This is a genomic window from Pseudomonas sp. Irchel s3b2 (genome assembly GCF_900187445.1).
Taxonomy (GTDB): domain Bacteria; phylum Pseudomonadota; class Gammaproteobacteria; order Pseudomonadales; family Pseudomonadaceae; genus Aquipseudomonas.
The window spans coordinates 243,484-266,071 of sequence record NZ_FYEB01000003.1 but is presented as its reverse complement, the minus strand read 5'-3'; the positions used below and the strand labels follow the sequence as shown (position 1 = coordinate 266,071).

Genomic DNA, 22,588 nt, shown 5'->3' with positions numbered 1-22,588 from the left:
GAGACTCCTATCAGGCGTTACCTGGCTCAGCGTCACCGGCTTCGGATTCGGTTGCGCTAGGCAGACGAATTGGACGAACCGGCACCACTGTAGAGATAGCGTGTTTGTAAACCATTTGGCTAACGGTGTTTTTCAGCAGAATGACGAACTGGTCGAAAGACTCGATCGTGCCTTGCAGTTTGATCCCGTTGACCAGGTAGATGGAAACCCCCACTTTCTCTTTACGTAAAGTATTCAAGTAAGGGTCTTGTAGCGAATGCCCTTTTGACATGTGCCGCACTCCTTTAAGGATTCAATATAAAAAAATAGGTAAAAACAGATGGCTTGGGCCGTCACACCCCCAAGGATAGACGGCAATTGCAAGGACTCAGCTCAATATGGAGATGGTCCCGAGGTATTTCAAGGCGCGCGGCAGATTGTCGCAATCGAGGCTGTCCAGCCAGTGTAAATCAGCCCAACTGCGTAGCCAGGTGAACTGGCGCTTTGCCAATTGGCGCGTGGCAATGATTCCACGCTCCTGCATCTCGGCTTGCGTCAGCTTGCCATCCAGGTAATCCCAGACTTGTCGATAGCCTACAGCACGTATAGACGGCATCCCCGAATGCAGGTCACCTCTATCTCGCAGGGCTACGACCTCGTCGATGAATCCCTGTTCCAACATATTTGTGAATCTTTGTTTAATACGCTCGTGCAGTACCTGGCGATTTGCCGGGGCGATAGCCAAGTTCGCGACAGTATAGGGCAATTGTTGCAGTCCCGAAGCGGCTGCTTCAGTACTTTGCGCAGATTGTCGCAAGCGTAGCTCAGTCATGCTCTGACCACTGACGCGATAAACTTCCAGCGCTCGACTGAGGCGCTGTGGATCGTTCGGATGAATTCGCGCTGCGGATTGCGGATCGATGACCGCCAATTGATCGTGCAGGGCTTGCCAGCCGAGGCGTGCAGCCTCTTCTTCGATTTGCGCGCGCACGCCCGGATCGGCCGCCGGCATGTCGGCCAGACCTTCGAGCAAAGCCTTGTAGTAGAGCATTGTGCCGCCTACCAGCAGCGGAATTTTGCCCCGTGCGGTGATCTCGGCCATGGCCTCAAGCGCATCACGACGAAAATCCGCAGCCGAATAACTTTCGGCCGGGTCGAGAATATCGATCAAGCGATGCGGAAATTCCGCCAACAACTCTTTGGAAGGCTTGGCGGTGCCAATGTCCATGCCACGGTAAACCAGCGCCGAATCGACGCTGATCAGCTCGCAGGGCAGGACCTTGGTGAGTTCGATGGCCAGGTCGGTCTTGCCGGCAGCTGTCGGCCCCATCAGGAAAATCGCAGGAGGGAACTGGCTCATCAACGACCGCGCAAAAACAGTTTGTCCAGATCGTCCAGGCCCAATTGGGTCCAGGTCGGCCGGCCATGGTTGCATTGACCGCTGCGTTCGGTGTTTTCCATGTCCCGCAGCAGACCGTTCATTTCCGGCAGCGCCAGACGCCGATTCGCGCGAATCGCGCCATGGCAGGCCATAGTGCCGAGCAGTTCGTTCAGGTGTGCCTGAATCCGGTCGCTGGTGCCGTATTCCATCAAATCCGCCAGAACGTCGCTGACCAGTCGATTGGCTTCAGCCTGTTTCAGCAACGCGGGGATTTGCCGGATCGCCAGAGATTCCGGGCCAAGGCGCTGTAATTCAAAGCCCAATCGCTGGAACCAGGCGACATGCTCTTCAGCGCAATCGGCTTCGCGCTGACTGACCGCCAAGGACTCTGGCACCAACAGCGGTTGACCACTCAAGCCTTCGCTGGCCATGGCAATTTTCAGGCGTTCGTACATGATCCGCTCGTGGGCGGCGTGCATGTCCACCAGCACCAGGCCCTGGGCGTTTTCCGAAAGAATATAGATGCCCTTGAGCTGCGCCAGTGCGTAGCCCAGCGGCGGAATATCGTCCTGCCCGGCCGGCAGCGCGACCGCGTTGGCCTCGGGCAGTGGCGCGAAAAACTCGCGGTAGGCCGCCTGGGCTTCGGCGACGGGTACACCGGACTGAGGCCGCGGCGTGTATTGATACTGATAACCGGCACCCGCGCCCGAGCCCGCCGAGGTGTTAAAGGACGGTTGGGCCTGAGGCTGCTCCAGCAACGCATTGGCCGCCAGCCGCATTTCGCCCTGCGGACCGAACTCACCGGCGTCTAGCCCGGTTGGCCGGACAATGGCCGTCGCGACAGGCGCGGCCAATTGATCCTCCGGCCGCACATCGCCGAGGGCACGGTGCAAGGTGCCATAGAGGAAGTCATGAACCATGCGCCCGTCACGGAAGCGCACTTCGTGCTTGGTCGGGTGCACGTTGACGTCAACGCCCGCCGGATCGACTTCGAAAAACAGTACGAACGTCGGGTGCCGACCGTTGAACAGCACGTCGCGATAAGCCTGGCGCACCGCGTGGGCTACCAGTTTGTCGCGCACGGCGCGGCCATTCACAAAGAAGTATTGCAAGTCTGCCTGGCTGCGGTTGAAGGTCGGCAACCCGACCCAGCCCCACAAGTGCAAACCATTGCGCTCGATTTCGATCGGCAGCGCTTGCTCCAGAAAACCCGCCCCGCAGATCGCCGCCACACGCCGGGCGCGGGCCGCATCATCATGGGCTTCGTGCAGGCTGAGGATGGTTTTGCCGTTGTGGCGCAGATGGAACGCCACATCGAACCGCGCCAGCGCCAGACGCTTGATCACTTCTTGCAGGTGATCGAATTCGGTTTTTTCGGTCTTGAGAAACTTGCGGCGCGCCGGGGTATTGAAAAACAAATCTCGCACTTCCACCGAAGTCCCCACCGGATGGGCCGCCGGTTGCACGCGCGGCGCCATGTCCCGGCCTTCGGTTTCCACTTGCCAGGCCTGATCGGCATCGCGAGTGCGGGACGTGAGAGTCAGGCGGGCGACAGAGCTGATGGACGCCAGCGCCTCACCGCGAAACCCCAGGCTCATCACCTGTTCAAGATCTTCCAGGTTGCGAATCTTGCTGGTGGCGTGACGGGCCAGGGCCAGGGGCAGGTCATCGGCAGAAATGCCGCTGCCATCGTCGCGCACCCGCAGCAGCTTGACACCGCCCTGCTCCACATCGACATCGATGCGTCTGGCGCCGGAGTCGAGGCTGTTTTCCAGCAACTCCTTGATCACCGAGGCCGGGCGTTCAACCACCTCACCGGCGGCAATCTGGTTCGCCAGCCGCGGGCTGAGCAGCTCGATGCGCGCCGTGTTGGTCAGCACCTGGTTCATTCTTTGGCCGCCAGTTCAGTGCCGGGAATGGTCAGATGTTGACCGACTTTGAGCTCATCATTTGCCAGGTTGTTGGCGCTGCGCAAGGTGGCCGGCGACACCTGATAGCGCACGGCGATCATCGCCAGGGTTTCGCCGGGGTTCACGCGATGGTCACGCGGGCCTTGGGCGATCTTGCCGGAATCGCGCAGCCAGGCAATGTAGGTGCCCGGCGGTGGATTCTGCTGGAAGAACTGCCGCACGCCGCTGCTGATGGAGCGCGCCAGCGCTTGCTGGTGGCTCGATGCCGCGAGTTTCGAGGCTTCGTTGGCGTTGGAGATAAACCCGGTTTCCACCAGGATCGACGGGATATCCGGCGACTTCAACACCATGAATCCGGCTTGCTCCACGCGCTGTTTGTGCAGCGGCGTGACGCGACCGATGTTGCTCAAGACCTTCTGGCCGACGTTCAGGCTGGAGGTCAGGGAAGCGGTCATCGACAGATCGAGCAGCACACCGGCCAGCATGCGGTCTTTGTCGTCGAGGCTGACGTTGCCGGCACCACCGATCAAGTCAGAACGGTTTTCGCTGTCGGCCAGCCAACGGGCGGTCTCCGACGTAGCGCCGCGGTCGGACAGAGCGAACACCGACGCACCGAACGCAGCAGCCGAAGGCGCGGCGTCGGCGTGGATCGAAACGAACAGGTCGGCGCCCTTTTTGCGGGCGATTTCGGTACGGCCGCGCAACGGAATGAAGTAGTCGCCGGTACGCGTCAGTTCGGCGCGGAAGCCTTTCATGCCATTGACCTGACGCTGTAGTTCACGGGCGATGGCCAGCACCACGTCTTTCTCACGCTGCCCGCGAGAGCCTGAGGCGCCCGGGTCTTCGCCGCCGTGACCGGCATCGATTACCACGATGATGTCGCGCTTGCCAGCCGGAGCGGGTGGCAGCTTGATCGCCGGTTCGACAGGCGTGACCGGCACCGCCGGAACCGTTGCGACCGAAGGCGTCGGCGCCGGAGGAGGCGCTGCGTCAGCCGGGTTATCGAACAGATCGACCACCAGGCGGTTACCGTACTGGGCGTTGGGGGCCAGGGAGAAGCTTTTCGGCGTCACGGCCTTTTTCAGGTCGATAACCACCCGCAGGTCGGTCGGCGTGCGCTGAGCCGAGCGCATGGCGGTGATCGGGGTGTTCGAGGTGTTGACGTTCAGCGGCGCACCGAGGGTCGCGCCATTAATGTCGATCACCAGCCGATCCGGGGCGGTCAGGGTAAAGACGCTGTGCTGGACAGCCCCTGTCAGGTCAAACACCAGTCGCGTGTTATCCGGCGCCCGCCACAGGCGAACACTGTTGACCTTCGTCTCGGCCACAGCGTCGACGGTCACCGCCAAAAACAACAATCCTACGGCAGCAACCAACGCGCGAAAGCGCATACCTAACCCCATCATTTAATTGGATTCCAATGCCAAAGCGGCACACCACGACTCGCCACGCGAGCCTTGGGGCAAAATTTTCAGCGAACGCCCGCTGTCTTGCGGGCTAATGGTAATGGTCAGGTCGGGCTTTGGCAAAAAGCCTGCACCATTGCGGGGCCATTCGATCAGGCACAATGCGTCGTCTTCGAAATAGTCGCGGATGCCGAGGTACTCCAGCTCCTCCGGATCGACCAGACGATAGAGGTCGAAATGGAAGGCACGGATGTCGCCGATCTCGTAAGGCTCGACCAGGGTGAAGGTCGGACTTTTTACCGCTCCGGTGTGCCCCAAGCCTCGGATGATGCCCCGGGACAGCGTGGTTTTCCCCGCCCCCAGATCCCCCTCAAGAAAAATCAGACCGTGCCCTTCAGTGGTTTGTGCGATGCGCGCACCAAACGCGGTCATCGCCTCTTCATCAGCCAGGTACAGGGTTACTTCAGACACGGTGCTTGCTCCTCCAACAACTGACGAATGGCTGAAATCAGATCACTGGCCGCCAGCCCGCGGCCGAATTTACCTTGTTGCGCACCGGCATTGGCGTGCAGCCAGACCGCCAGGCATGCCGCGTCATACGCATCCATGCCCTGAGCGAGTAAGGCACCGACCAGACCGGCCAGCACGTCGCCCAAACCGGCGGATGCCATGGCCGGATGGCCCTGATGACACAGCGCCAGGCGCCCGTCGGGGCTGGCGATCAAACTGCCGGCGCCCTTGAGAACCACCACTGCTGTATATCTTTTGCTCAATGCATGGGCAGTGGCCGGACGGTCGGCCTGAACGTCGGCTGTCGAAATCCCCAGTAATCGCGCCGCTTCCCCAGGATGCGGCGTGATGACACAACCCAAGGGCAAGTTCACATGACCTTCGGTCAACAGGTTCAACGCATCGGCGTCCCAGACTTGCGGCAGCGGCGCATTGGCCGCAGCCGACAACAGACTGCGCCCCCAGGCGGCCTGGCCCAGCCCCGGACCGACGACCAGCACCGTAGCCTTCTCAAGCAAGCCCATTAATTGATTGGCCGACGAAACGCCGAGCACCATGGCTTCCGGCAATCGCGCCAGGGCGGCTGGAACATGCTCGTTACGAGTGGCCACGGACACCATGCCGGCACCGCTGCGCAGGGCACTTTGTGCACCGAGCAGAATGGCGCCGCCAAAACCGCGATCACCACCAATCAGCAATACTTGGCCAAATTTTCCTTTGTGGGAAGTTGGAGCGCGACCGGTCAGACGCGGCACATTGCCGGCTGTCAGGCGACGCGCACTGACCGTGGCCCCGATAAATGTCTCGGGGGCGGCTTGCAGATCATTGAATACCAAATCGCCAACCACATCCGCAGCGTCACCGGTGAACAGACCCAGTTTCAAACCGATGAATGTCACTGTCAGGTCAGCCCGGACCGCAACGCCGAGTATGCGACCTCTATCGGCACACAGCCCCGAGGGGATATCCACCGCCGCAACCGGTAGCCCTCTGGCGTTGATCGCGGCGATGACACTGGCGTATGGCTCGCGCACTTCACCGCTCAGGCCAGTGCCGAGCAAGGCATCCAGCACAATGCCACGCAATTCTGCTTGTGCGCTCCAGCCTTGAATGGCAACGCCTTCGGCTACCGCCTCGGCATGGGCTGACGCGGCATCGCCCTGCAAATGACCGGGATCACCGGCGGCCAGCACCCGAACATGCCAGCCCGCCCGTCGGGCTAACACAGCCACCAGGTAACCGTCGCCGGCATTATTGCCATGGCCGGCCACCACGCTCAATTCGCGCGCTGTCGGCCAATGACGGACCAGCGCACGCCAGGTCGCCCGTGCCGCACGCTGCATCAATTCGAAGCCCGGTGTGCCGGCCGCGATCAGGCCCGCATCAAGTCCTCGGACCTGCGCGGCGCTATACAGCGCGTCGGGTAATTCATCTTTAGTGTGCGGCATGCGTCTACAGGCTCCGATGTCTGGCAGAATTATACGCACCTCAGCTCCGGTTTCTCTCGTCTCATGCCTGCTATTACTACAGACCTGCCCGCCCTCGCCCAATCCATCAAGGACTGGGGCCGCGAGCTGGGCTTTCAGCAAGTCGGCATCAGCGGCCTCGACCTGGCCGAGCATGAGCAGCACCTGGAGCGCTGGCTCGAAGCCGGCTACCACGGCGAAATGGACTACATGGGCGCCCACGGCAGCAAACGCTCGCACCCGGAAGAGCTGGTGCCGGGCACGCTTCGCGTCGTTTCCCTGCGCATGGACTACCTGCCGGGCGACACCGAAATGGCCAAACGCCTGGCCGAACCGGAAAAAGCCTACGTCTCACGTTATGCCTTGGGCCGCGATTACCACAAATTGATCCGTAAACGCGTGCAGCAACTGGCGGAAAAAATTCAGGCGGTCATCGGCCCTTTCGGCTACCGCGCCTTTGTCGACAGCGCCCCGGTGCTGGAAAAAGCCATCGCCGAACAGGCTGGCCTGGGCTGGATCGGCAAAAATACGCTGGTCCTGAATCGCAAGGCCGGCAGTTACTTCTTCCTCAGCGAACTGTTTGTCGACCTGCCGCTGCCGGTCGACCCGCCGCACACCACGGAACACTGCGGCCGCTGCACCGCCTGTCTGGACATTTGCCCGACCAATGCCTTTGTCGGCCCGTATGTGCTGGACGCCCGACGCTGCATTTCGTATCTGACCATCGAACTGAAAAGTGCTATCCCCGAAGATTTGCGGCCATTGATCGGCAATCGGGTATTCGGTTGCGATGACTGCCAGATCGTCTGCCCGTGGAACCGCTTCGCCCGGCCTTCCGGCGAAAGCGATTTCAAACCGCGGCACAACCTCGACAATGCCGAACTGGCCGAACTGTTCATGTGGGACGAAGAAAAATTCCTCAGCAGTACCGAGGGCTCACCGCTCAGACGCGCGGGTTACGAGCGCTGGTTGCGCAATCTGGCGGTCGGCCTGGGTAATGCGCCGTCGAGTATTCCGGTGCTGGAAGCGTTGAAGGCACGGCGCGAATACCCGTCAGAACTGGTCCGAGAACACGTGGAATGGGCCCTCAAACAACACGGCCTCGCCGGAAAGCCGGCTCCTACGGGTTCGCGTCGTTCACGGCATACGTAGGAGCTGGCTTGCCAGCGAAGGCGGCTTCAAGTCATGCCGCGCCCATGAAAACGCCTTCGCCGGCAAGCCGGCTCCTACGGTGGGCCGGTGTCGTTCACGGTATCTACGCGATTGCGTACGGCATCTGAAGATGGGTCAAGCCTCATCGTTATAAACGAATTTCGGCATTTCCCAGTGGAAACGGATTGCCAACAAGCGCAGCAGGAAACCGCCGAACAGAGTGATCAGGATCGCCTGTTCACCGGGTAATTGCAGGTAAATGCAGAGCAGATAGCACCACGCCGCAGCAAACGAGACACTGGCATAGAGCTCGCGGCGGAAGATTAGCGGGATGTCGTTGCAGAAGATGTCCCGCAAAATACCGCCAAACACTCCGGTGATCACACCGCTGACCGAGGCCACCAGCATGCCATGGCCCATTTCCAGGGCAGTCATGCAGCCAATCAGGGTGAACGCCACCAGGCCCACGGCATCGAGCACCAGAAACAGCGAGCGCAGATGGCGCATCCAGCGGGCGATGAAGATCGTCAACATCGCCGCGACGGAGGTCAGCACCAGGTATTCCGGGTGTTTGACCCAGGTCAGCGGGTAGTGGCCAAGCAATACGTCACGCACCGAGCCGCCGCCCAACGCCGTGACGCACGCAATCAGCACCACGCCAAACCAATCCATGCCGCGACGGCCCGCAGACAGGGCGCCAGTCATGGCTTCGGCAGTAATGGCGATCAGGTAGAGCATCAGCAACATGGTGGCGGTCCTTACAAGAAGGCGCGCAGTCTACTCAGATCGTCAGGGCACCAAAAGGGGGCATTCACTCTGATAGACCGCGTCGCCTTCTTCGCGGGCAAGTCGGATCGCCGCACCGCTCGCTCCTACAAGAGCATCGCGGACCACCGTAGGAGCGAGGCTTGCCCGCGAAGGCGTCAGATCAGGCACCACCCCATCAGAACTTGATGAAATTCTTGCGGTAGTGCTGCAGCTCGGCGATCGATTCGCGGATGTCGTCCAGGGCCAGGTGGGTACTGCCCTTTTTGAAGCTGTCGCGTACGTCCGGCGCCCAGCGAGCGGCCAGTTCTTTAAGGGTCGACACGTCGAGGTTGCGATAGTGGAAGTAGCTTTCCAGCGCCTTCATATGGGTATAAAGGAAGCGACGGTCCTGGCAAATGCTGTTGCCACAGATCGGCGACTTGCCCTTCGGCACCCATTTCTCCAGAAAGGCGATGGTCTCGGCTTCGGCTTCAGCCATGCTGATGCGGCTGTCGCGAACCCGTTGAGTCAGCCCGGAGCCGCCGTGCTGACGAGTATTCCACTCGTCCATGCCGGCGAGGATCTCGTCGCTGTGGTGGATGGCGATCACCGGACCTTCGGCCAAGGTGTTCAAATTACTGTCGGTGACGATGGTGGCCATCTCGATGATGACGTCGGTATCTGGGTTCAGACCGGTCATTTCCAGGTCGATCCAGATCAGATTCTGCGGGTTTTGCATGAGTCGGCTCCTCGGAGTAGGTGCGCAGTTTAGCCTAGGCTGGTGGCCGGGCGTGCTAAACTCGCGGCCGTTTTACCTAATCGCTGCATTCTCGATACGGAACACCCATGGCCAAACGCCAACTCAATCGTCGTCAAAACTGGCGCATCGAAAAGATTCAGGGCGAGCGCGCTGCCCGCGCCGCCAAACGCGAGTCCTCGGCTGTCGAGGCACTCGAAGGCGGCGACCTGGGCCCGGAACAGACGGGCCTGGTGATCGCGCACTTCGGTGTGCAGGTCGAAGTCGAAGCCCTCGATGGCGAATTGGCCGGCCAGGTATTCCGCTGCCACTTGCGTGCCAACCTGCCAGCGCTGGTGACCGGCGATCAGGTTGTCTGGCGTGCCGGTAATCAGGGCATCGGCGTGATCGTCGCGCAACTGCCGCGTAAAACCGAGCTCTGCCGTCCGGACAGCCGTGGCCAGCTCAAGCCGGTGGCGGCCAACGTCGACTTGATCGTTATCGTCTTCGCGCCGCTGCCCGAGCCTCACGCCAACCTGATCGACCGTTATCTGGTCGCCGCGGAACACGCGGGTATTCGGCCATTGCTGCTACTGAACAAATTCGACCTGATCGACGAGCAGAACGCCCCGGCACTGAATGCCTTGCTGGCGGTTTACCGCACGCTGGGTTACCCGGTGCTGGAAGTGTCAGCCCACCACGGCAACGGCATGGAACAGCTGCAGAAACAGCTGGACGGGCACATCAGCGTATTCGTCGGCCAATCCGGTGTCGGCAAGTCGTCGCTGGTCAACAGCCTGCTGCCGGAAGTCGACACCCGCGTCGGCCCACTGTCCGAGCTGTCGGGCCAGGGCACCCACACCACCACCACCGCGCGGTTGTTCCACTTCCCCGGTGGCGGTGAGTTGATCGACTCCCCGGGCATCCGGGAATTCGGTCTGGGTCACGTCAGCCGTGCCGACGTCGAAGCCGGTTTCATCGAGTTCAACGACCTGATCGGCACCTGCCGCTTCCGCGACTGCAAGCACGACCGCGAGCCGGGTTGCGCCCTGCTCAAGGCCCTGGAAGAGGGCCGCGTGCAGCAGCAACGGATGAACAGCTACCGCTCGATCATCGCCAGTTTGCCGGAAAGCAGCTACTAAGCAGTCTTGATCATTTTCGTGACGCAACGAAAATGATCAACAGCCGGCACAAAAAAGCCGACATCGCTGTCGGCTTTTTCATGGATCACTGCCTGGGCGGCTCACCCGCTTTCGGTGCAGGATCATCAAACAGATTCAAACGTTCGCGAAGCTCATGAGCCGGCAGCGGTTCCTTATCCGCCGGCAAGGCATTCGGATCGACTGGCGGCGTGGGCACTTCGCCCGGACCACCCTGCCCTTGCGTCGGCGCTGGCGCCGGTTCCGCACCTTGCGAACCTTCGATGGCACGCTGGGCTTTCTTGGTCAGCACGACGATGTCAATCCGGCGGTTGACCGGGTTGAACGGTTTCTCGCGGTCGAACAGCGCCGACGAGGCATAACCCACGACTCGTGCTACCTGAGCGTCCGGATAGCTGCCGGCAACCAACGCACGACGAGCCGCATTGGCGCGGTTGGCCGAGAGTTCCCAGTTACCGAAGTCGCCGGTGCCCGAGTATGGCTTGGCATCGGTGTGGCCGCTGATGCTGATCTTGTTCGGCACCGCTTTGATGGTGTCGGCCATGGCCAGCAGGATGTCTTCGAAATACGGCTTCAGACGCGCACTGCCGGAGTCGAACATCGGTCGATTTTCAGCGTCCATGATCTGGATGCGCAAACCGTCCTGGGTGATCTCGAAAAGGATCTGATCCTTGAACTTTTGCAGCTGTGGATTCTCATCAACCTTGTTCTGCAACTCTTGCAGCAACAGTTCCAGGCGCTCTTTCTCGACCTGCTCGGCCATGCCTTCGACCTGTTCGGAGTCGATCGTCACCTTGTCTGGCTGAGGCTGGGATTTCACCTCGGGGTTAAGGGTGCTCTCCGGCGCCAGGGTCGGCGAGCCGCCCAGATCGATGATGTAGGGCGTACCGCTTTCGGAAAAACCGACCGGGTCCTTGAAGTAACCGGCAATGGCGATCTTCTGTTCCGGCGTTGCCGTGGACAACAGCCACAACACCAGGAAGAACGCCATCATCGCCGTCGCAAAGTCAGCGAAAGCGATTTTCCAGGAGCCCCCGTGATGCCCGCCCGCGTATTTCTTTACGCGCTTGATGATTATCGGCTGGTTATTTTCCATGACTAGCGACCGCGAACCGCTTGTTCCAGCTCAGCGAAGCTAGGACGGTGCGCCGGGTACAGAACCTTACGACCGAATTCCACCGCCAGTGATGGTGGCATGCCGGAAGCTGAAGCGACCAACGAGGCCTTGATGGCTTCGTAGACGTTCAGTTCTTCCTTGGCATCGTGGCCCAGGGCGTGGGCCAACGGGCCAAAGAAACCGTAGGCCGCGAGAATACCGAAGAAGGTACCTACCAGAGCCGCACCCACGTGCAGGCCAATCATTTTCTGGTCGCTCTCACCCAGGGAGGCCATCGTCACCACGATACCCAATACCGCCGCGACGATACCGAAACCCGGCATGGCATCGGCGATGCCGTTGACGGCGTGGGAGGGGTGATCCAGGTCTTCCTTGAGGCTGGTCAGTTCCATGTCAAACAAGCCTTCAAGCTCATGGGGAGCCATGTTGCCGGAGGACATGATGCGCAGGTAATCGCAGATGTACGCAGTCATGCGTTCATCTTTCAGCACCGACGGGTACTTGGCGAAGATCGGGCTCGCAGCGGCATCTTCGATGTCGCCTTCGATCGCCATCATGCCTTCGCGGCGGCTCTTGTTGAGGATCTCGTAAATCAGCCCCAGCACTTCCAGATAGAACGTGTGGTTGAAACGCGAACTGAACATGCTCAAAGCCTTCTTGAACACATGCATTGTCATATGACCGGGGTTGGCCTGCAGGAATGCACCAAGGGCTGCGCCACCGATAATCATCACCTCGAAAGGCTGGATGAGGGCGGCAATCTTGCCGTGGGAAAGCACGTATCCGCCGAGCACGCTCGCGAATACGACGATGATGCCGATAATTTTAGCCATAGGTAGGAGAGCACTTACTGAGTCGGGTTCAAGGTCATATTCGGAAGTTAAAAAATCTCTTCTTCTCCTTATCGGCAAAACTGCGCGAGACTGTAGGCCGTTAAGGCGAAAAGCCAATTTGGCCTACGCAGGGATAGGTAAAGCAGACGATGATCGCGTCCAGACATGGCTAACGAAACGAACGTCCCCACGCCGAAACCGGCCACGCTCGAAGGCTGGGTCAAACTGCTCGATAGTGTGCGCCTGCCGGTTCCGCAAGCCAGTCACGACCGCGTCTGCAAAGCCATCCGCGATAGCCGCAGTTCGCTGCGAGACATCGCCGAACTGATGCAGGACAGCCCGGCCCTGGCCTTGAGCGTGATTCGCGAAGCCAACCGCCACACCCATGGCAGCATGACCGAGCCCGCTGAAAATCTTGAAGTGGCGATCAATCGCCTCGGTTTGAAGCGCACCGAAGAATTGCTCGAGCGCCTGCCCGCCGAACCCCAATCGCAGATCCCTGTCGCGCTGCGCCAGCTTCAGTTGATCAGCCAGCACGCCACCCAACAGGCCAATGGTTTTTTTGCCGGTCGCCTGGCGCGGTTGTGGCAGGACATCCACTGGGGCAGCCTGCTGTTTCTTTCGCCACTGTGGCCCATGGCGTTGACTCATCCGCAGTTGCTTGAAGAGTGGGAGCTGCGGGTCATCCATAAAGGTGAGTCGGCGCGCAAAGTCGAAAAGCAATTGTTCGGTGTACGCCTGCTGGAAATCTGTCTGGCGCTGGTGGACACCTGGCGTCTGCCGATCTGGGTACAGCAGGGTTATCGGCTGCTGCTCAATGAACAACGTGAGTTGGTGAAAGTCTTGCGCATCGCGCGTGACAGCGAGCATCCACTGCGCCAACAGAACCGCCTCGATGACAATCCGACGCTGCGCCGCTGGCTCAATCAGCCAGCCAATACCGTGCTGCTGGCCAATGGGCTGGCGTTGTCGGCACAACAGGCGTGGGGCAGTCCTCACTGTGAACGCTGGCAATACCTCACCAGCCTTTACCTGCAAATGCCAATGGATGAGGTGCAGCAACAATTGCACCAACAGGCCACCAACAGCGCCCGCCAACACGCCATGCCGGACCTCTGGCACCCGGCCGAAGCGCTGATCTGGCCGACGGGTATGAACCGTGTTCACGCCGGTTTGCTGCCTGCCCCGGCGCCGACCGCAGAAGACCTGGCGAAATGGCGTAAACAATGCGCCGAGTTGCTGGTGGAGCCGAGCCGTTTTACCAATGCCATGCACTTGACCACCTCGGCCCGAGACGCCCTGGTGGCGTGCGGCATGCGGCGGGTGATGATCCTGATGGCCGACCGCACGCACGCTAATTTACGCGTACACCAGACCGCAGGGCTGCCCAAAGAAGTGGCCGGTCTGAACCTGGTGGTCAGCCAGAGTACCGTGCTGCAGCGCCTGCTCGCGCAGCAGGCCCAGGTGCGTCTGACGCCAGCCAACAACGCACAATTCTCGGCCCTGTTGCCGGCTAGTCTGCGTTCGCAATTCAGCGGCGAACACCTGCTGTTGCGTTCCTTGGTCAACAACGGTCGGGTGATCATGATCGTGGTGGCGGATCAGGGCGGCGGGCCGTTCTCGGAAATTACCGTGCAAGCGTTCGGCAAAACCGCGCAGTGCATCGAAAAAGCCCTGCACAACTTTAGCCACCGATAATGTAGGAGCGAGCTTGCTCGCGAAGACGGCAGCACAGTCAACATTGATGTCGCCTGATATACCGCTTTCGCGAGCAAGCTCGCTCCTACAGGAATTTCGCTTAATCGACAGGCGTTAGGGCCTGTTTTCAGTTATTTCCTGTGCCGAAATAACTGATAACCGACCCTCATGACGCTGCGTTACAATCCCTCCCCTTTGTGCTCTGGAGACCTCACATGTCTGACTTCTCTGGCTTGGCGCTGGTGATCGAGCCGAGCGACCTGCTCCCGCGTCTCGACTCCCGCGAACTGATTCTGGTGGACCTGACCAGCAGCGCCCGCTATGCCGCAGGGCATATCCCCGGGGCACGCTTTGTCGATCCAAAACGTACTCAACTGGGTCAGGCGCCTGCGCCAGGCCTGCTGCCGACCCAAGCCGCGCTTGAAGCATTGTTTGGCGAACTGGGGCACAACCCCGATGCGGTCTATGTCGTCTATGACGATGAAGGCGGCGGTTGGGCCGGGCGCTTTATCTGGCTGCTGGATGTCATCGGTCACAGCAAGTATCACTACATCGACGGCGGCTTGACGGCCTGGCTGGCAGAAGGCTTGCCCATGTCGATCCAGATCCCGCCAGCGGTCGGTGGCCCGGTTGCCCTGACGCTGCATGACGAACCCATCGCCACTCGCGAATACCTGCAAAGCCGTCTCGGTGCCGCTGACCTGGCAATCTGGGATGCACGCGGGCCGCTGGAGTACTCCGGCGAGAAAGTGCTGGCGGCCAAGGGCGGGCATATTCCCGGCGCGGTCAATTTCGAGTGGACAGCCGGCATGGATCAGGCGCGTAACCTGCGCATCCGCACCGACATGCCGAAAATCCTGGAACAACTCGGTATCACCAAAGACAAAGAAGTCATTACCCACTGCCAGACTCACCATCGTTCTGGCTTCACGTATCTTGTGGCCAAGTCGCTCGGTTATCCGCGAGTCAAAGGCTACGCCGGCTCCTGGGGCGAATGGGGCAATCATCCCGACACGCCCGTAGAGATTTAAGGTTTTTAAGGACAGTTAATGAATAAGCGTTTGTTTATCCTCAGCCAATACCTGCTACCCCACCACTTGCTCTCGCGACTGGCCGGCTGCATTGCCGAATGCCGCGTGCGCTGGTTCAAGAACGCCTTAACCGCCTGGTTCGCCAAGCGTTATCAAGTGGACATGTCCCAGGCGCTGGTCGAAGACCTGACGGCTTACGAGCACTTCAATGCGTTCTTCACTCGCGCCTTGAAAGACGGCGCTCGTCCGTTGGATCAAACCCCTGGCGCGATTCTCAGCCCGGCCGACGGTGCCGTCAGCCAACTCGGCCCGATCGAACACGGTCGGGTTTTCCAGGCCAAGGGCCACAGCTTCAGCGTGCTGGAACTGCTGGGTGGTGACGCAGCCAACGCCGCGCCATTCATGGGCGGTGACTTCGCCACCATTTACCTGTCGCCTAAAGATTACCACCGCGTGCACATGCCGCTGGCCGGCACCCTGCGCGAGATGGTCTACATCCCCGGCCGCATCTTCTCGGTCAACCAGACCACCGCCGAAAACGTACCGGAACTGTTCGCCCGCAACGAGCGTGTAGCGTGCATTTTCGACACCGAACGTGGCCCGATGGCCGTGGTGCTGGTGGGCGCGATGATTGTGGCGTCGATCGAAACTGTCTGGGCCGGGTTGATCACGCCGCCAAAACGCGAGCTGAAAACCTTCCGTTACGACGAAGCCGCCCGTGCACCGATCCATCTGGAAAAAGGCGCGGAACTGGGTCGTTTCAAACTCGGCTCCACGGCTGTCGTGCTGTTCGGGCCGGATCAAGTGAAATGGGCTGAAGGGCTCGGCGCTCTTTCGCCAGTGCAAATGGGCCAGGGCATCGGCCTGCCAAACGCCTGATCCCCTGATCCGACCCCTGCGAACGTCTTCGCGGGGTCGGACATTTCGGTGGTGCCGTTACTCTATCTGTCCACGGAAGCCGATCGGCCCTTCGTCGGCATAGGTATTGGTGCCACTGAGGTTTTTCCCTCCATCGCTGGAGGTCACGCTCAACGCCACAACGTTCTGATTATCCCGACCTCCGATGACCCATTTGCCACCCGGATGCCACGGGGCATCGTTGCCGCCCCACTGATTTTCAACGTTGTATTGGTTCTGGCCCGTGCGCTGAGCCTTGAAGCCAATGGGACCTTCACCCGCATACGTCATGGTGCCGGTGAAACTCTTCCCGCCATCGCCCGATTTGATCTCGATCGCGACAACGTTCTGGTTGTCCCGCGCGCCTAGCGTCCAGTCTCCGCCCGGATGCCAGGGTGCCGAACTACCGCCCCATTGATTTGCCACTACATATCTAGACATAAACTTCATCTCCTTGAAGTTACAAAGAGACCTGCCCTGCGTAGGCAGCAGGCCATACGACTGTGTGTCCGGTCGCACGAGTGACAGATTAGTAGTACGCCCGGTTGGCACTCGACTGACAGACAAACGGTAAAACCCATAGCTGCTACAGTCAGATCATTCACTGCCCATTTAACGGTTGGAGTTTGTCCACGGCATGAATGAGACCAGTCCCCACCTCCTGCTACGCGCACCGATCCCGACGCAGTCGCGTCTGTCTTTCTGCGAAGCCACGCCTCGCGATCTCAAGCGCTGGATCGCCAATCTGCCCAAAGCCAACATCGGCGAAACCGCTCGCCAGTTGTATCAAGGCTTGAGCGAACTCAATCAACTGCTCACACCCAGCGACAATCGTCTGCAATTGCTCGAACTGTTGCGGCCCGAGGTGTATTACGTCTGCAAGCACCTGGAGCGGCATTTCCTGCATCAGGCCATTGTGCTCGACGAACGCTCGCGCAAGATTGCCAACCTTTGCCAGGCGCTGCAGAGCCACTTGGCGATCGGCTACAAACAAATCGTCATCCGCATCGCACCGCGCTTCAGCAAGGACCGTGCGCCGCTGCTGACCCAGGCTTTGCAACGGGCAATCCATTGCCTGAACGGCGCGTTGATCCGCGCCACTGAACTCTATTGTCCGGTGCCCGAAAATCTGTGGCTGGAATTACATCAGCTGTACCGGATTGGCTGTCAGTTCCAACTGCAAAATTTGAGCGTGCGCGATGAACTGGCCAGTCAGACGCAAAGCCTGAGCATCGCGCAAACCTACGTCGTCGCCCTCCTGCTGGGGGCTTCACGCTGCAATCAACTGCGCCAGAACCAGATCGCACGGCTCGCCGAGGTGCTCGAACCCTGGAGCCAGTGGATCAAGCTGCAACCGGCCAAAGCGGACAACGGGCTGTTTGCCATCGCCCCGGATCTCGACATCGGGCCGCGTTATCGCTCCAAATTCCTCGCTGAACAACAGGAGAGCTTGCTCGGGATCGACCCGCAACCTCTGGTCGCGGCCATCGAAACCCATCTGCAACAATCGGCCGACAAGGCATCGCCGTTGCCGGTTCCGACAGGGCTGAATCTGGATACGCTGCAACACCTGCATGCCGCCTGGGGGCAGACCGCCGAGCGCAGTTTCCAGCGCACCGTCGGCCACGGTACGTTGACCCTGTGCGTGGGCATGAGCGCTCTGCACTTTTATCTCGGCGACAAACGCTCGTTCAACGACATTTTGAAGAAACCTGGCTCCCGGCCCGCGCAGTTCTCGGCTACCGATCCGACAGGTCGCGCCAAAGATCAATGGAGACAAGCCTTCGACGCCGCCCCCCATGGCACCGCAGATACGCTGCTGCCCTACGAAGAAATCGAATACCCGCGCTTTCAAAACGATGACAGTCACGAGGCATCCGACCGCCAGCAGCATTTCCCGACCTATGTACTACCGGTGATCAATCACAGCCCTGGCGGCTATTGCCTGGCCTGGCCCGGCGCGGTGCCCACCGAGCTACAGGCTGGCGAAATGGTCGGTATCGAAGACACTGCCGGTCAAGGCTGGAGCATTGCAGTGGTGCGCTGGATCCGTCAGGTGCGGGGCGGCGGCACGCAGATGGGTATCGAGCAAGTCGCGCCTTGCGCCGAACCCTGCGGCGTGCAATTGATGCGTTCTCACGACGAGCACAGCCAGTACTTACGCGGGCTGTTGCTGCCGGCCATCAGCGCCATCGACCTGCCGGCCACCCTGCTCACGCCGCGCCTGCCGTTCCAGGAAGGCAACAAGGTGTTGATCAATACCAACGGCGAGGAACGTCGGGCCGGGCTGGAGCGTCGGGTGGCGAGCACCAACAGTTTTAATCAGTTTGCCTATCGTTTGCTTGAGACGGCCAGAAGCGAAAACGCCGCGAAGAGCGGCGTTGTCGTGGTAGCGGAAGAGTTTGATTCGTTGTGGAAGTCGCTTTGAGCGTCAGGCATTTGATCGGCGGTGAAGTCTTCGCGGGCAGCCTCGCTCCGACAGGATTTACGCGGCCCCGTAGGAGCGGGCTTGCCCGCGAAGAGGCCCGCCCAGACAACCTGAAACTCAGAGCTGCCCGTCGCGATCCCGGAAGCCCAGCAGATACAGCACGCCATCCAGCCCGAGGGTGGAAATCGCCTGCTTCGCCGATTGCTTGACCAGCGGCTTGGCGCGGAATGCCACGCCCAACCCGGCAATCGCCAGCATCGGCAGGTCATTCGCACCGTCACCGACGGCAATCGTCTGCTCCAAACGCAAACCTTCCTTATGCGCCAGCTCACGCAGCAGATCCGCCTTGCGTTGCGCATCGACAATCGGCTCGACCGCCACGCCGGTAACTTTGCCATCGACCACAGCCAGTTCATTGGCGAACACGTAGTCGATGCCCAGCTTGGCCTGCAATTGCTTGGCGAAATAGGTGAAGCCGCCCGACAGAATCGCCGTCTTGTAACCCAGACGCTTAAGTTCGGTGAACAGGGTTTCGGCACCCTCGGTCAGGCGCAGGGAAGCGCCGATGGAGTCCAGCACGCTGACATCCAGACCTTGCAGCAAGGCCAGGCGTTCCTTGAAGCTGGCGCGGAAGTCCAGTTCGCCAGCCATCGCCCGTTCAGTGATCGCGGACACCTGGTCGCCCACACCGGCGGCCTTGGCCAATTCGTCGATGACTTCGGCTTCGATCAGCGTCGAGTCCATGTCGAACACCGCCAGACGGCGGTTACGACGGAACAGCGAATCTTCCTGGAAGGCGATGTCGACGTTCAGCTCGTGAGCGACACTGAGAAATTCAGCTCGCAGCGCTTGCGGGTCGGCCGCCTCGCCGCGCACGGAAAACTCGATGCAGCCCTTGCCCTTGTCGGCCGGGGTGTCCAGCGGCATGCGCCCGGACAGACGATCGATATGATCGATGTTCAGACCATATTTGGCGGTGATCGAACTCACGCGCTGCAATTGCTCGGCGGTCACTTTACGAGTCAGCAGGGTGACAATATGGCGTTTCTTGCCCTGATTGCCGACCCACAACTGGTAATCCTCTTCGGACACCGGCGTGAAACGCACCTGCTGCTCCAGCTTATAGGCCGTGAACAGGATGTCCTTGAGCACCGAGTTACCTTGTTCGGTATCGGGAATTTCAACCAGGATGCCAAACGACAAAGTGTCGTGGATCACCGCCTGACCGATGTCGAGAATGTTCACACCACCCTGGGCCAGAACGCCGGTAATGGCCGCAGTCAGACCCGGACGGTCGACTCCCGTGATGTTTATCAGGACGATTTCGCGCAAGGCGCACCCCCGCAGGTGGAAAAAAACCGCATTCTACCCATTTTCAGTGACCATCGGGCACCGCGAGCGCTTTGACGGCCTATGGCCTGTCGCTATACTGCGCGTCAACTTCACGGACAAAGAGCCGAGCTCAAGTGAACCGGCCCACGCCAGTAAAAACCGATAACTTCTTTCTGCTGATCTTCCGGGCACTGCGTCATCGCCGTGTGCCGATCGCATTGCGCATTGCCAGCCATAACGTGATCCTGGTCGCTCTGGCCCTGGTGATCTACGCCTGCGTAATGGGTTTGCAGTTCAAACAGGCCATGCACGAGCAGGCGGACGCCCTGGGCGAAAGCCTGACCACCCAGACCGCGACCTCGGCCACGGAGCTGCTGGTGTCCAATGACATCCTCAGCCTGAACGTGCTGCTCAACAACCTGACCAAGAACAAACTGGTGGCCCACGCGGCCATCTACAGCATGGACAACCGCATCCTTGCCGAGTCCGGACAGCGGCCCAAGCACAGCCTGCTGGGCGAAGCCGAGGGTATTTACCAAAGCAAGATCACCTTCCAGGACGTGACCGCCGGGCAACTGCGCATCAGCCTGGACATGGATCAGTTCCAGCAACCGATGACCATCAGCCTGCAAAGCATGGGTATTTTGAGCGCTATTCTGCTGGCGCTTTCCCTGGCCTTGAGCCTGCGCCTGGGTCGGCATATTTCTACGCCGCTGCTGCAATTGCGGGTGTGGCTGCGCAATATCGACGAATACACCCCGGCCACCGAGCGTCAGGATGAGATCGGCGACCTCGCTCGTCAGCTGCATGCCAACTTCGCGCCAGAGCCAGCCGAACCCGAGCCTGCGCCGGAGCCCGAATATGACGACAGCGATTACGAAGACGCCGACGATAACGAACCGACCTTCGAAGTGCGCAACCTGCGTGATCCGAGTTTCGACGAAACCAAGCCTGTAGCCGGGCTCAAGCCTGCGCCACGGCGCATTGTCAGCACCGTCGAAGATGATGAGGATGACGAAGATCCGTTTGCCGATCTGCGTGACGACTCAACGGACAGCACGCCGAAACCAGTCGTAAAGCCGCAGGTATCGAACCTGCCGCAGCACAGCGCGGTACTGGCGGTGCAACTGGGCGCGCAAGATCAGTTGCGCCGCCTGCCCCGCGCACGCCTGGAAGAGCTGCTGAAACGCTACCGCGATTGCCTCGATCAGGCCGCGTCGCTTTACCAGAGCGAACTGCACACCCTGAACGATGGCAGCACGCTGATGCTGTTCCACACCGAAGACAGCGGCGATGACTACCTGACCAATGCCATCTGCTGCGGTGAGTTGCTGCGAGCCCTGGGTCATCAGTTGCAGATCGAAGTCGCCGACAGCGGCATCACCCTGCAATTGCAGCTGGGCCTGACGCTGGGTGACGAACTGTTCGGCCTGAGCCAGATCGACCTGCTGCTGACTGAAACCGCTCAGGATGCACTGGCCCTGTCGCAACACAGCCGCAACCTGCTGCTGGTGGAGCGCAAGATCAGTGACGACGCGCTGATTCGTCAGCGTGCCCGAATCCGGCCGATTGCAAGCCCTGAAGGAGCCTGCTGCGTAGAGCGCTTGATGGAGCCCTATCCGTCAATGCTGGAGCGGCAGTTGGCGCGGATGCACGAACGCCGGGCATAAACCTTGGCCCTGCTGTAAAGAAGCCCGCAGATGAGTGATTGTCTGCGGGCTGATCGTTCCCACGCTCCGCGTGGGAATGCCTCCAGGGACGCTCTGCGTTCCAGCCCCACCTCATACACAGAACCTGGCACTGATGTGACGCAGAGCGTCACGGGCTGCATTCCCACGCAGAGCGTGGGAACGATCAGTATTGGCAGCACCGGATATCTCCAACCTGCAGAAACAACAAAGCCCGCATCATGGCGGGCTTTGCTTTGGAACCATCCAGGCTTAGAACCTGAACACTTCCATATCCGTACGAATAGGCGAAGCCATCGGAATCTTCTGTTGTTTCTCCTCGGCTGCCGGTGCCACAGGCTTGTTGCTAGCCGGCTTGCGTGGCGGCGCTTCGGCAATCGGCGGCTGGTTGGCCAGCGGCTTGAGCGCCGTGGACAGCTGCTCGGCCAGACGCTGCAGCAACACACCCTGAGCCTGAACCTGAGCCGCTGTTCCGCCAGCGTGCTGCTCCTGCAGATGAATGATGCGGTTATCGCGCACCTGACCACGACGGTCGATCAGGCGCCATTGCGCATCAAGGATTGCCGGTTGCGACGCACCAGAGTCCAGACGCGTGATCGTCAGCAGAACTTGAACATCCGGCGTGAAGCCCAGTGTTGCCGGTGCCAGGACAACGCGTTGGCTGTCCAGATGACCGGCAACCTGACGCAACAACAGCTGATCGATGTCAGACGACAGGCTACCCGCCCAACGACCATCAACCGAAGCTTGCAGGCTGCCATCGGGCTGACGCTGCAACAAGGTTTCGCGTTGCAGGTAGTCGGCAACCGTTACCGGGCCCAGCAATACCGCCATGCCGGCGCTTTGCGCAGGCTGAGCCGGACTTCCGCTGTCCAGCTGATACAGCGACACCGGCTGGTGAACGCTGCAACCCGCCAGGCCAAGAACGCCAGCGAGCATCAAAATAAAAGGAAGGCGCAGAGCAGTCATCGTCCCATCCAGGTGGCCGCCATAAGGCTAACCACAGTGAAAATACTCAAAAAATATGAAGAACGCTCGGCTACGCCGGCGCTTGAAAGGCCATATCATCCGTGAATATGCGTTCCGACTCCAGCGGCAAAGCGTCGATCTACGCGTT

The 22,588-nt window shown here is 60.3% G+C and carries 20 protein-coding genes; 7 read left to right on the top strand and 13 right to left on the bottom strand.

Annotation, left to right across the window (positions count from 1 at the left end):
• Window positions 1-10: 10 nt before the first annotated feature.
• The 6 genes from hfq to CKW20_RS10700 form a co-directional block, all read right to left on the bottom strand.
• The gene (gene hfq, locus CKW20_RS10725; RefSeq protein ID WP_007902656.1) at window positions 11-271 is read right to left on the bottom strand and encodes an RNA chaperone Hfq; all 261 of its coding nucleotides are present in this window, start codon (window positions 269-271) and stop codon (window positions 11-13) included.
• A 96-nt stretch (window positions 272-367) separates the two neighbouring features.
• Window positions 368-1,339 carry a tRNA (adenosine(37)-N6)-dimethylallyltransferase MiaA gene (miaA, locus tag CKW20_RS10720; protein ID WP_095052884.1) on the bottom strand — a complete coding sequence of 324 codons (972 nt, stop codon included), beginning with the start codon at window positions 1,337-1,339 and terminating at the stop codon, window positions 368-370.
• Window positions 1,339-3,249: a DNA mismatch repair endonuclease MutL gene (mutL, locus tag CKW20_RS10715; protein WP_095052883.1), complete on the bottom strand. Its 1,911-nt coding sequence runs from the start codon at window positions 3,247-3,249 to the stop codon at window positions 1,339-1,341. Before mutL ends, miaA begins: the two co-directional genes overlap by 1 nt.
• Window positions 3,246-4,676, bottom strand: a complete 1,431-nt coding sequence (locus CKW20_RS10710; RefSeq protein WP_030128335.1) for an N-acetylmuramoyl-L-alanine amidase — start codon at window positions 4,674-4,676, stop codon at window positions 3,246-3,248. Before CKW20_RS10710 ends, mutL begins: the two co-directional genes overlap by 4 nt.
• Complete coding sequence (gene tsaE / locus CKW20_RS10705; RefSeq protein ID WP_095052882.1) at window positions 4,677-5,147, bottom strand: tRNA (adenosine(37)-N6)-threonylcarbamoyltransferase complex ATPase subunit type 1 TsaE; 471 nt, start codon at window positions 5,145-5,147, stop codon at window positions 4,677-4,679.
• Entirely contained in the window at window positions 5,135-6,634 is a 1,500-nt protein-coding gene (locus CKW20_RS10700; RefSeq protein ID WP_095052881.1) for an NAD(P)H-hydrate dehydratase, read from the bottom strand. The genes tsaE and CKW20_RS10700 overlap by 13 nt, the downstream gene beginning before the upstream one ends.
• 63 nt (window positions 6,635-6,697) lie before the next feature.
• Between CKW20_RS10700 and queG the strand changes: the two genes are divergently transcribed.
• Window positions 6,698-7,804, top strand: a complete 1,107-nt coding sequence (gene queG / locus CKW20_RS10695; RefSeq protein ID WP_095052880.1) for a tRNA epoxyqueuosine(34) reductase QueG — start codon at window positions 6,698-6,700, stop codon at window positions 7,802-7,804.
• A 135-nt stretch (window positions 7,805-7,939) separates the two neighbouring features.
• Here the strand turns inward: queG and CKW20_RS10690 are convergent, their stop codons facing one another.
• Both CKW20_RS10690 and orn read right to left on the bottom strand, forming a co-directional pair.
• A complete protein-coding gene (locus tag CKW20_RS10690) occupies window positions 7,940-8,551 on the bottom strand; it encodes a trimeric intracellular cation channel family protein (RefSeq protein ID WP_030128339.1) in 612 nt (203 codons plus the stop codon).
• A 196-nt stretch (window positions 8,552-8,747) separates the two neighbouring features.
• Window positions 8,748-9,290 (bottom strand): oligoribonuclease, encoded by a 543-nt coding sequence (gene orn / locus CKW20_RS10685; RefSeq protein ID WP_030130343.1) that lies wholly within the window; start codon window positions 9,288-9,290, stop codon window positions 8,748-8,750.
• 107 nt (window positions 9,291-9,397) lie between these two features.
• On the opposite strand from orn, the gene rsgA reads away from it, so the two are divergent.
• Complete coding sequence (rsgA, locus tag CKW20_RS10680; protein WP_007902636.1) at window positions 9,398-10,429, top strand: small ribosomal subunit biogenesis GTPase RsgA; 1,032 nt, start codon at window positions 9,398-9,400, stop codon at window positions 10,427-10,429.
• Window positions 10,430-10,514: 85 nt separating this feature from the next.
• Here rsgA and motB read toward each other — a convergent pair whose 3' ends face one another.
• Together motB and motA are read right to left on the bottom strand one after the other, a co-directional pair.
• Window positions 10,515-11,543 carry a flagellar motor protein MotB gene (motB, locus tag CKW20_RS10675; RefSeq protein WP_095052879.1) on the bottom strand — a complete coding sequence of 343 codons (1,029 nt, stop codon included), beginning with the start codon at window positions 11,541-11,543 and terminating at the stop codon, window positions 10,515-10,517.
• 2 nt (window positions 11,544-11,545) lie between these two features.
• Window positions 11,546-12,397, bottom strand: coding sequence for a flagellar motor stator protein MotA (gene motA / locus CKW20_RS10670; protein ID WP_095052878.1), 852 nt, complete (start codon window positions 12,395-12,397; stop codon window positions 11,546-11,548).
• A 165-nt stretch (window positions 12,398-12,562) separates the two neighbouring features.
• Here motA and CKW20_RS10665 point away from each other — a divergent pair, with 165 nt between their 5' ends.
• From CKW20_RS10665 to asd, 3 genes are all read left to right on the top strand, one after another.
• On the top strand, window positions 12,563-14,095 hold the full coding sequence (locus CKW20_RS10665) for an HDOD domain-containing protein (protein WP_095052877.1): 1,533 nt from the start codon (window positions 12,563-12,565) through the stop codon (window positions 14,093-14,095).
• Between the two features lie 215 nt (window positions 14,096-14,310).
• Entirely contained in the window at window positions 14,311-15,126 is an 816-nt protein-coding gene (locus CKW20_RS29550; protein WP_176466882.1) for a rhodanese-like domain-containing protein, read from the top strand.
• Window positions 15,127-15,144: 18 nt separating this feature from the next.
• The gene (gene asd / locus CKW20_RS29545) at window positions 15,145-16,005 is read left to right on the top strand and encodes an archaetidylserine decarboxylase (RefSeq protein WP_176466881.1); all 861 of its coding nucleotides are present in this window, start codon (window positions 15,145-15,147) and stop codon (window positions 16,003-16,005) included.
• Between the two features lie 57 nt (window positions 16,006-16,062).
• Here asd and CKW20_RS10655 read toward each other — a convergent pair whose 3' ends face one another.
• Window positions 16,063-16,464, bottom strand: coding sequence for a lectin OAA (locus tag CKW20_RS10655; protein WP_095053017.1), 402 nt, complete (start codon window positions 16,462-16,464; stop codon window positions 16,063-16,065).
• Between the two features lie 196 nt (window positions 16,465-16,660).
• On the opposite strand from CKW20_RS10655, the gene CKW20_RS10650 reads away from it, so the two are divergent.
• Window positions 16,661-18,451, top strand: coding sequence for a molecular chaperone (locus CKW20_RS10650; protein WP_095052876.1), 1,791 nt, complete (start codon window positions 16,661-16,663; stop codon window positions 18,449-18,451).
• Window positions 18,452-18,568: 117 nt separating this feature from the next.
• Here the strand turns inward: CKW20_RS10650 and serB are convergent, their stop codons facing one another.
• Window positions 18,569-19,783, bottom strand: a complete 1,215-nt coding sequence (gene serB / locus CKW20_RS10645) for a phosphoserine phosphatase SerB (protein WP_095052875.1) — start codon at window positions 19,781-19,783, stop codon at window positions 18,569-18,571.
• A 134-nt stretch (window positions 19,784-19,917) separates the two neighbouring features.
• Between serB and CKW20_RS10640 the strand changes: the two genes are divergently transcribed.
• Window positions 19,918-21,453 (top strand): AhpA/YtjB family protein, encoded by a 1,536-nt coding sequence (locus tag CKW20_RS10640; protein WP_095052874.1) that lies wholly within the window; start codon window positions 19,918-19,920, stop codon window positions 21,451-21,453.
• Window positions 21,454-21,723: 270 nt separating this feature from the next.
• On the opposite strand, the gene CKW20_RS10635 is transcribed toward CKW20_RS10640, so the two are convergent.
• The gene (locus CKW20_RS10635) at window positions 21,724-22,440 is read right to left on the bottom strand and encodes a membrane integrity-associated transporter subunit PqiC (RefSeq protein WP_095052873.1); all 717 of its coding nucleotides are present in this window, start codon (window positions 22,438-22,440) and stop codon (window positions 21,724-21,726) included.
• Window positions 22,441-22,588 lie beyond the last annotated feature (148 nt).

Bases quoted from the DNA above. Each gene is read 5' to 3' on its own strand.
- orn (WP_030130343.1), bottom strand. From the start codon at position 9,290: ATGCAAAACCCGCAGAATCTGATCTGGATCGACCTGGAAATGACCGGT.
- asd (WP_176466881.1), top strand. From the start codon at position 15,145: ATGAATAAGCGTTTGTTTATCCTCAGCCAATACCTGCTACCCCACCAC.
- CKW20_RS10650 (WP_095052876.1), top strand. From the start codon at position 16,661: ATGAATGAGACCAGTCCCCACCTCCTGCTACGCGCACCGATCCCGACG.
- CKW20_RS10710 (WP_030128335.1), bottom strand. From the start codon at position 4,676: ATGATGGGGTTAGGTATGCGCTTTCGCGCGTTGGTTGCTGCCGTAGGA.
- CKW20_RS10665 (WP_095052877.1), top strand. From the start codon at position 12,563: ATGGCTAACGAAACGAACGTCCCCACGCCGAAACCGGCCACGCTCGAA.
- hfq (WP_007902656.1), bottom strand. From the start codon at position 271: ATGTCAAAAGGGCATTCGCTACAAGACCCTTACTTGAATACTTTACGT.
- queG (WP_095052880.1), top strand. From the start codon at position 6,698: ATGCCTGCTATTACTACAGACCTGCCCGCCCTCGCCCAATCCATCAAG.
- CKW20_RS10655 (WP_095053017.1), bottom strand. From the start codon at position 16,464: ATGTCTAGATATGTAGTGGCAAATCAATGGGGCGGTAGTTCGGCACCC.
- motA (WP_095052878.1), bottom strand. From the start codon at position 12,397: ATGGCTAAAATTATCGGCATCATCGTCGTATTCGCGAGCGTGCTCGGC.
- rsgA (WP_007902636.1), top strand. From the start codon at position 9,398: ATGGCCAAACGCCAACTCAATCGTCGTCAAAACTGGCGCATCGAAAAG.
- miaA (WP_095052884.1), bottom strand. From the start codon at position 1,339: ATGAGCCAGTTCCCTCCTGCGATTTTCCTGATGGGGCCGACAGCTGCC.
- CKW20_RS10635 (WP_095052873.1), bottom strand. From the start codon at position 22,440: ATGACTGCTCTGCGCCTTCCTTTTATTTTGATGCTCGCTGGCGTTCTT.
- CKW20_RS10690 (WP_030128339.1), bottom strand. From the start codon at position 8,551: ATGTTGCTGATGCTCTACCTGATCGCCATTACTGCCGAAGCCATGACT.
- CKW20_RS29550 (WP_176466882.1), top strand. From the start codon at position 14,311: ATGTCTGACTTCTCTGGCTTGGCGCTGGTGATCGAGCCGAGCGACCTG.
- motB (WP_095052879.1), bottom strand. From the start codon at position 11,543: ATGGAAAATAACCAGCCGATAATCATCAAGCGCGTAAAGAAATACGCG.
- CKW20_RS10700 (WP_095052881.1), bottom strand. From the start codon at position 6,634: ATGCCGCACACTAAAGATGAATTACCCGACGCGCTGTATAGCGCCGCG.
- mutL (WP_095052883.1), bottom strand. From the start codon at position 3,249: ATGAACCAGGTGCTGACCAACACGGCGCGCATCGAGCTGCTCAGCCCG.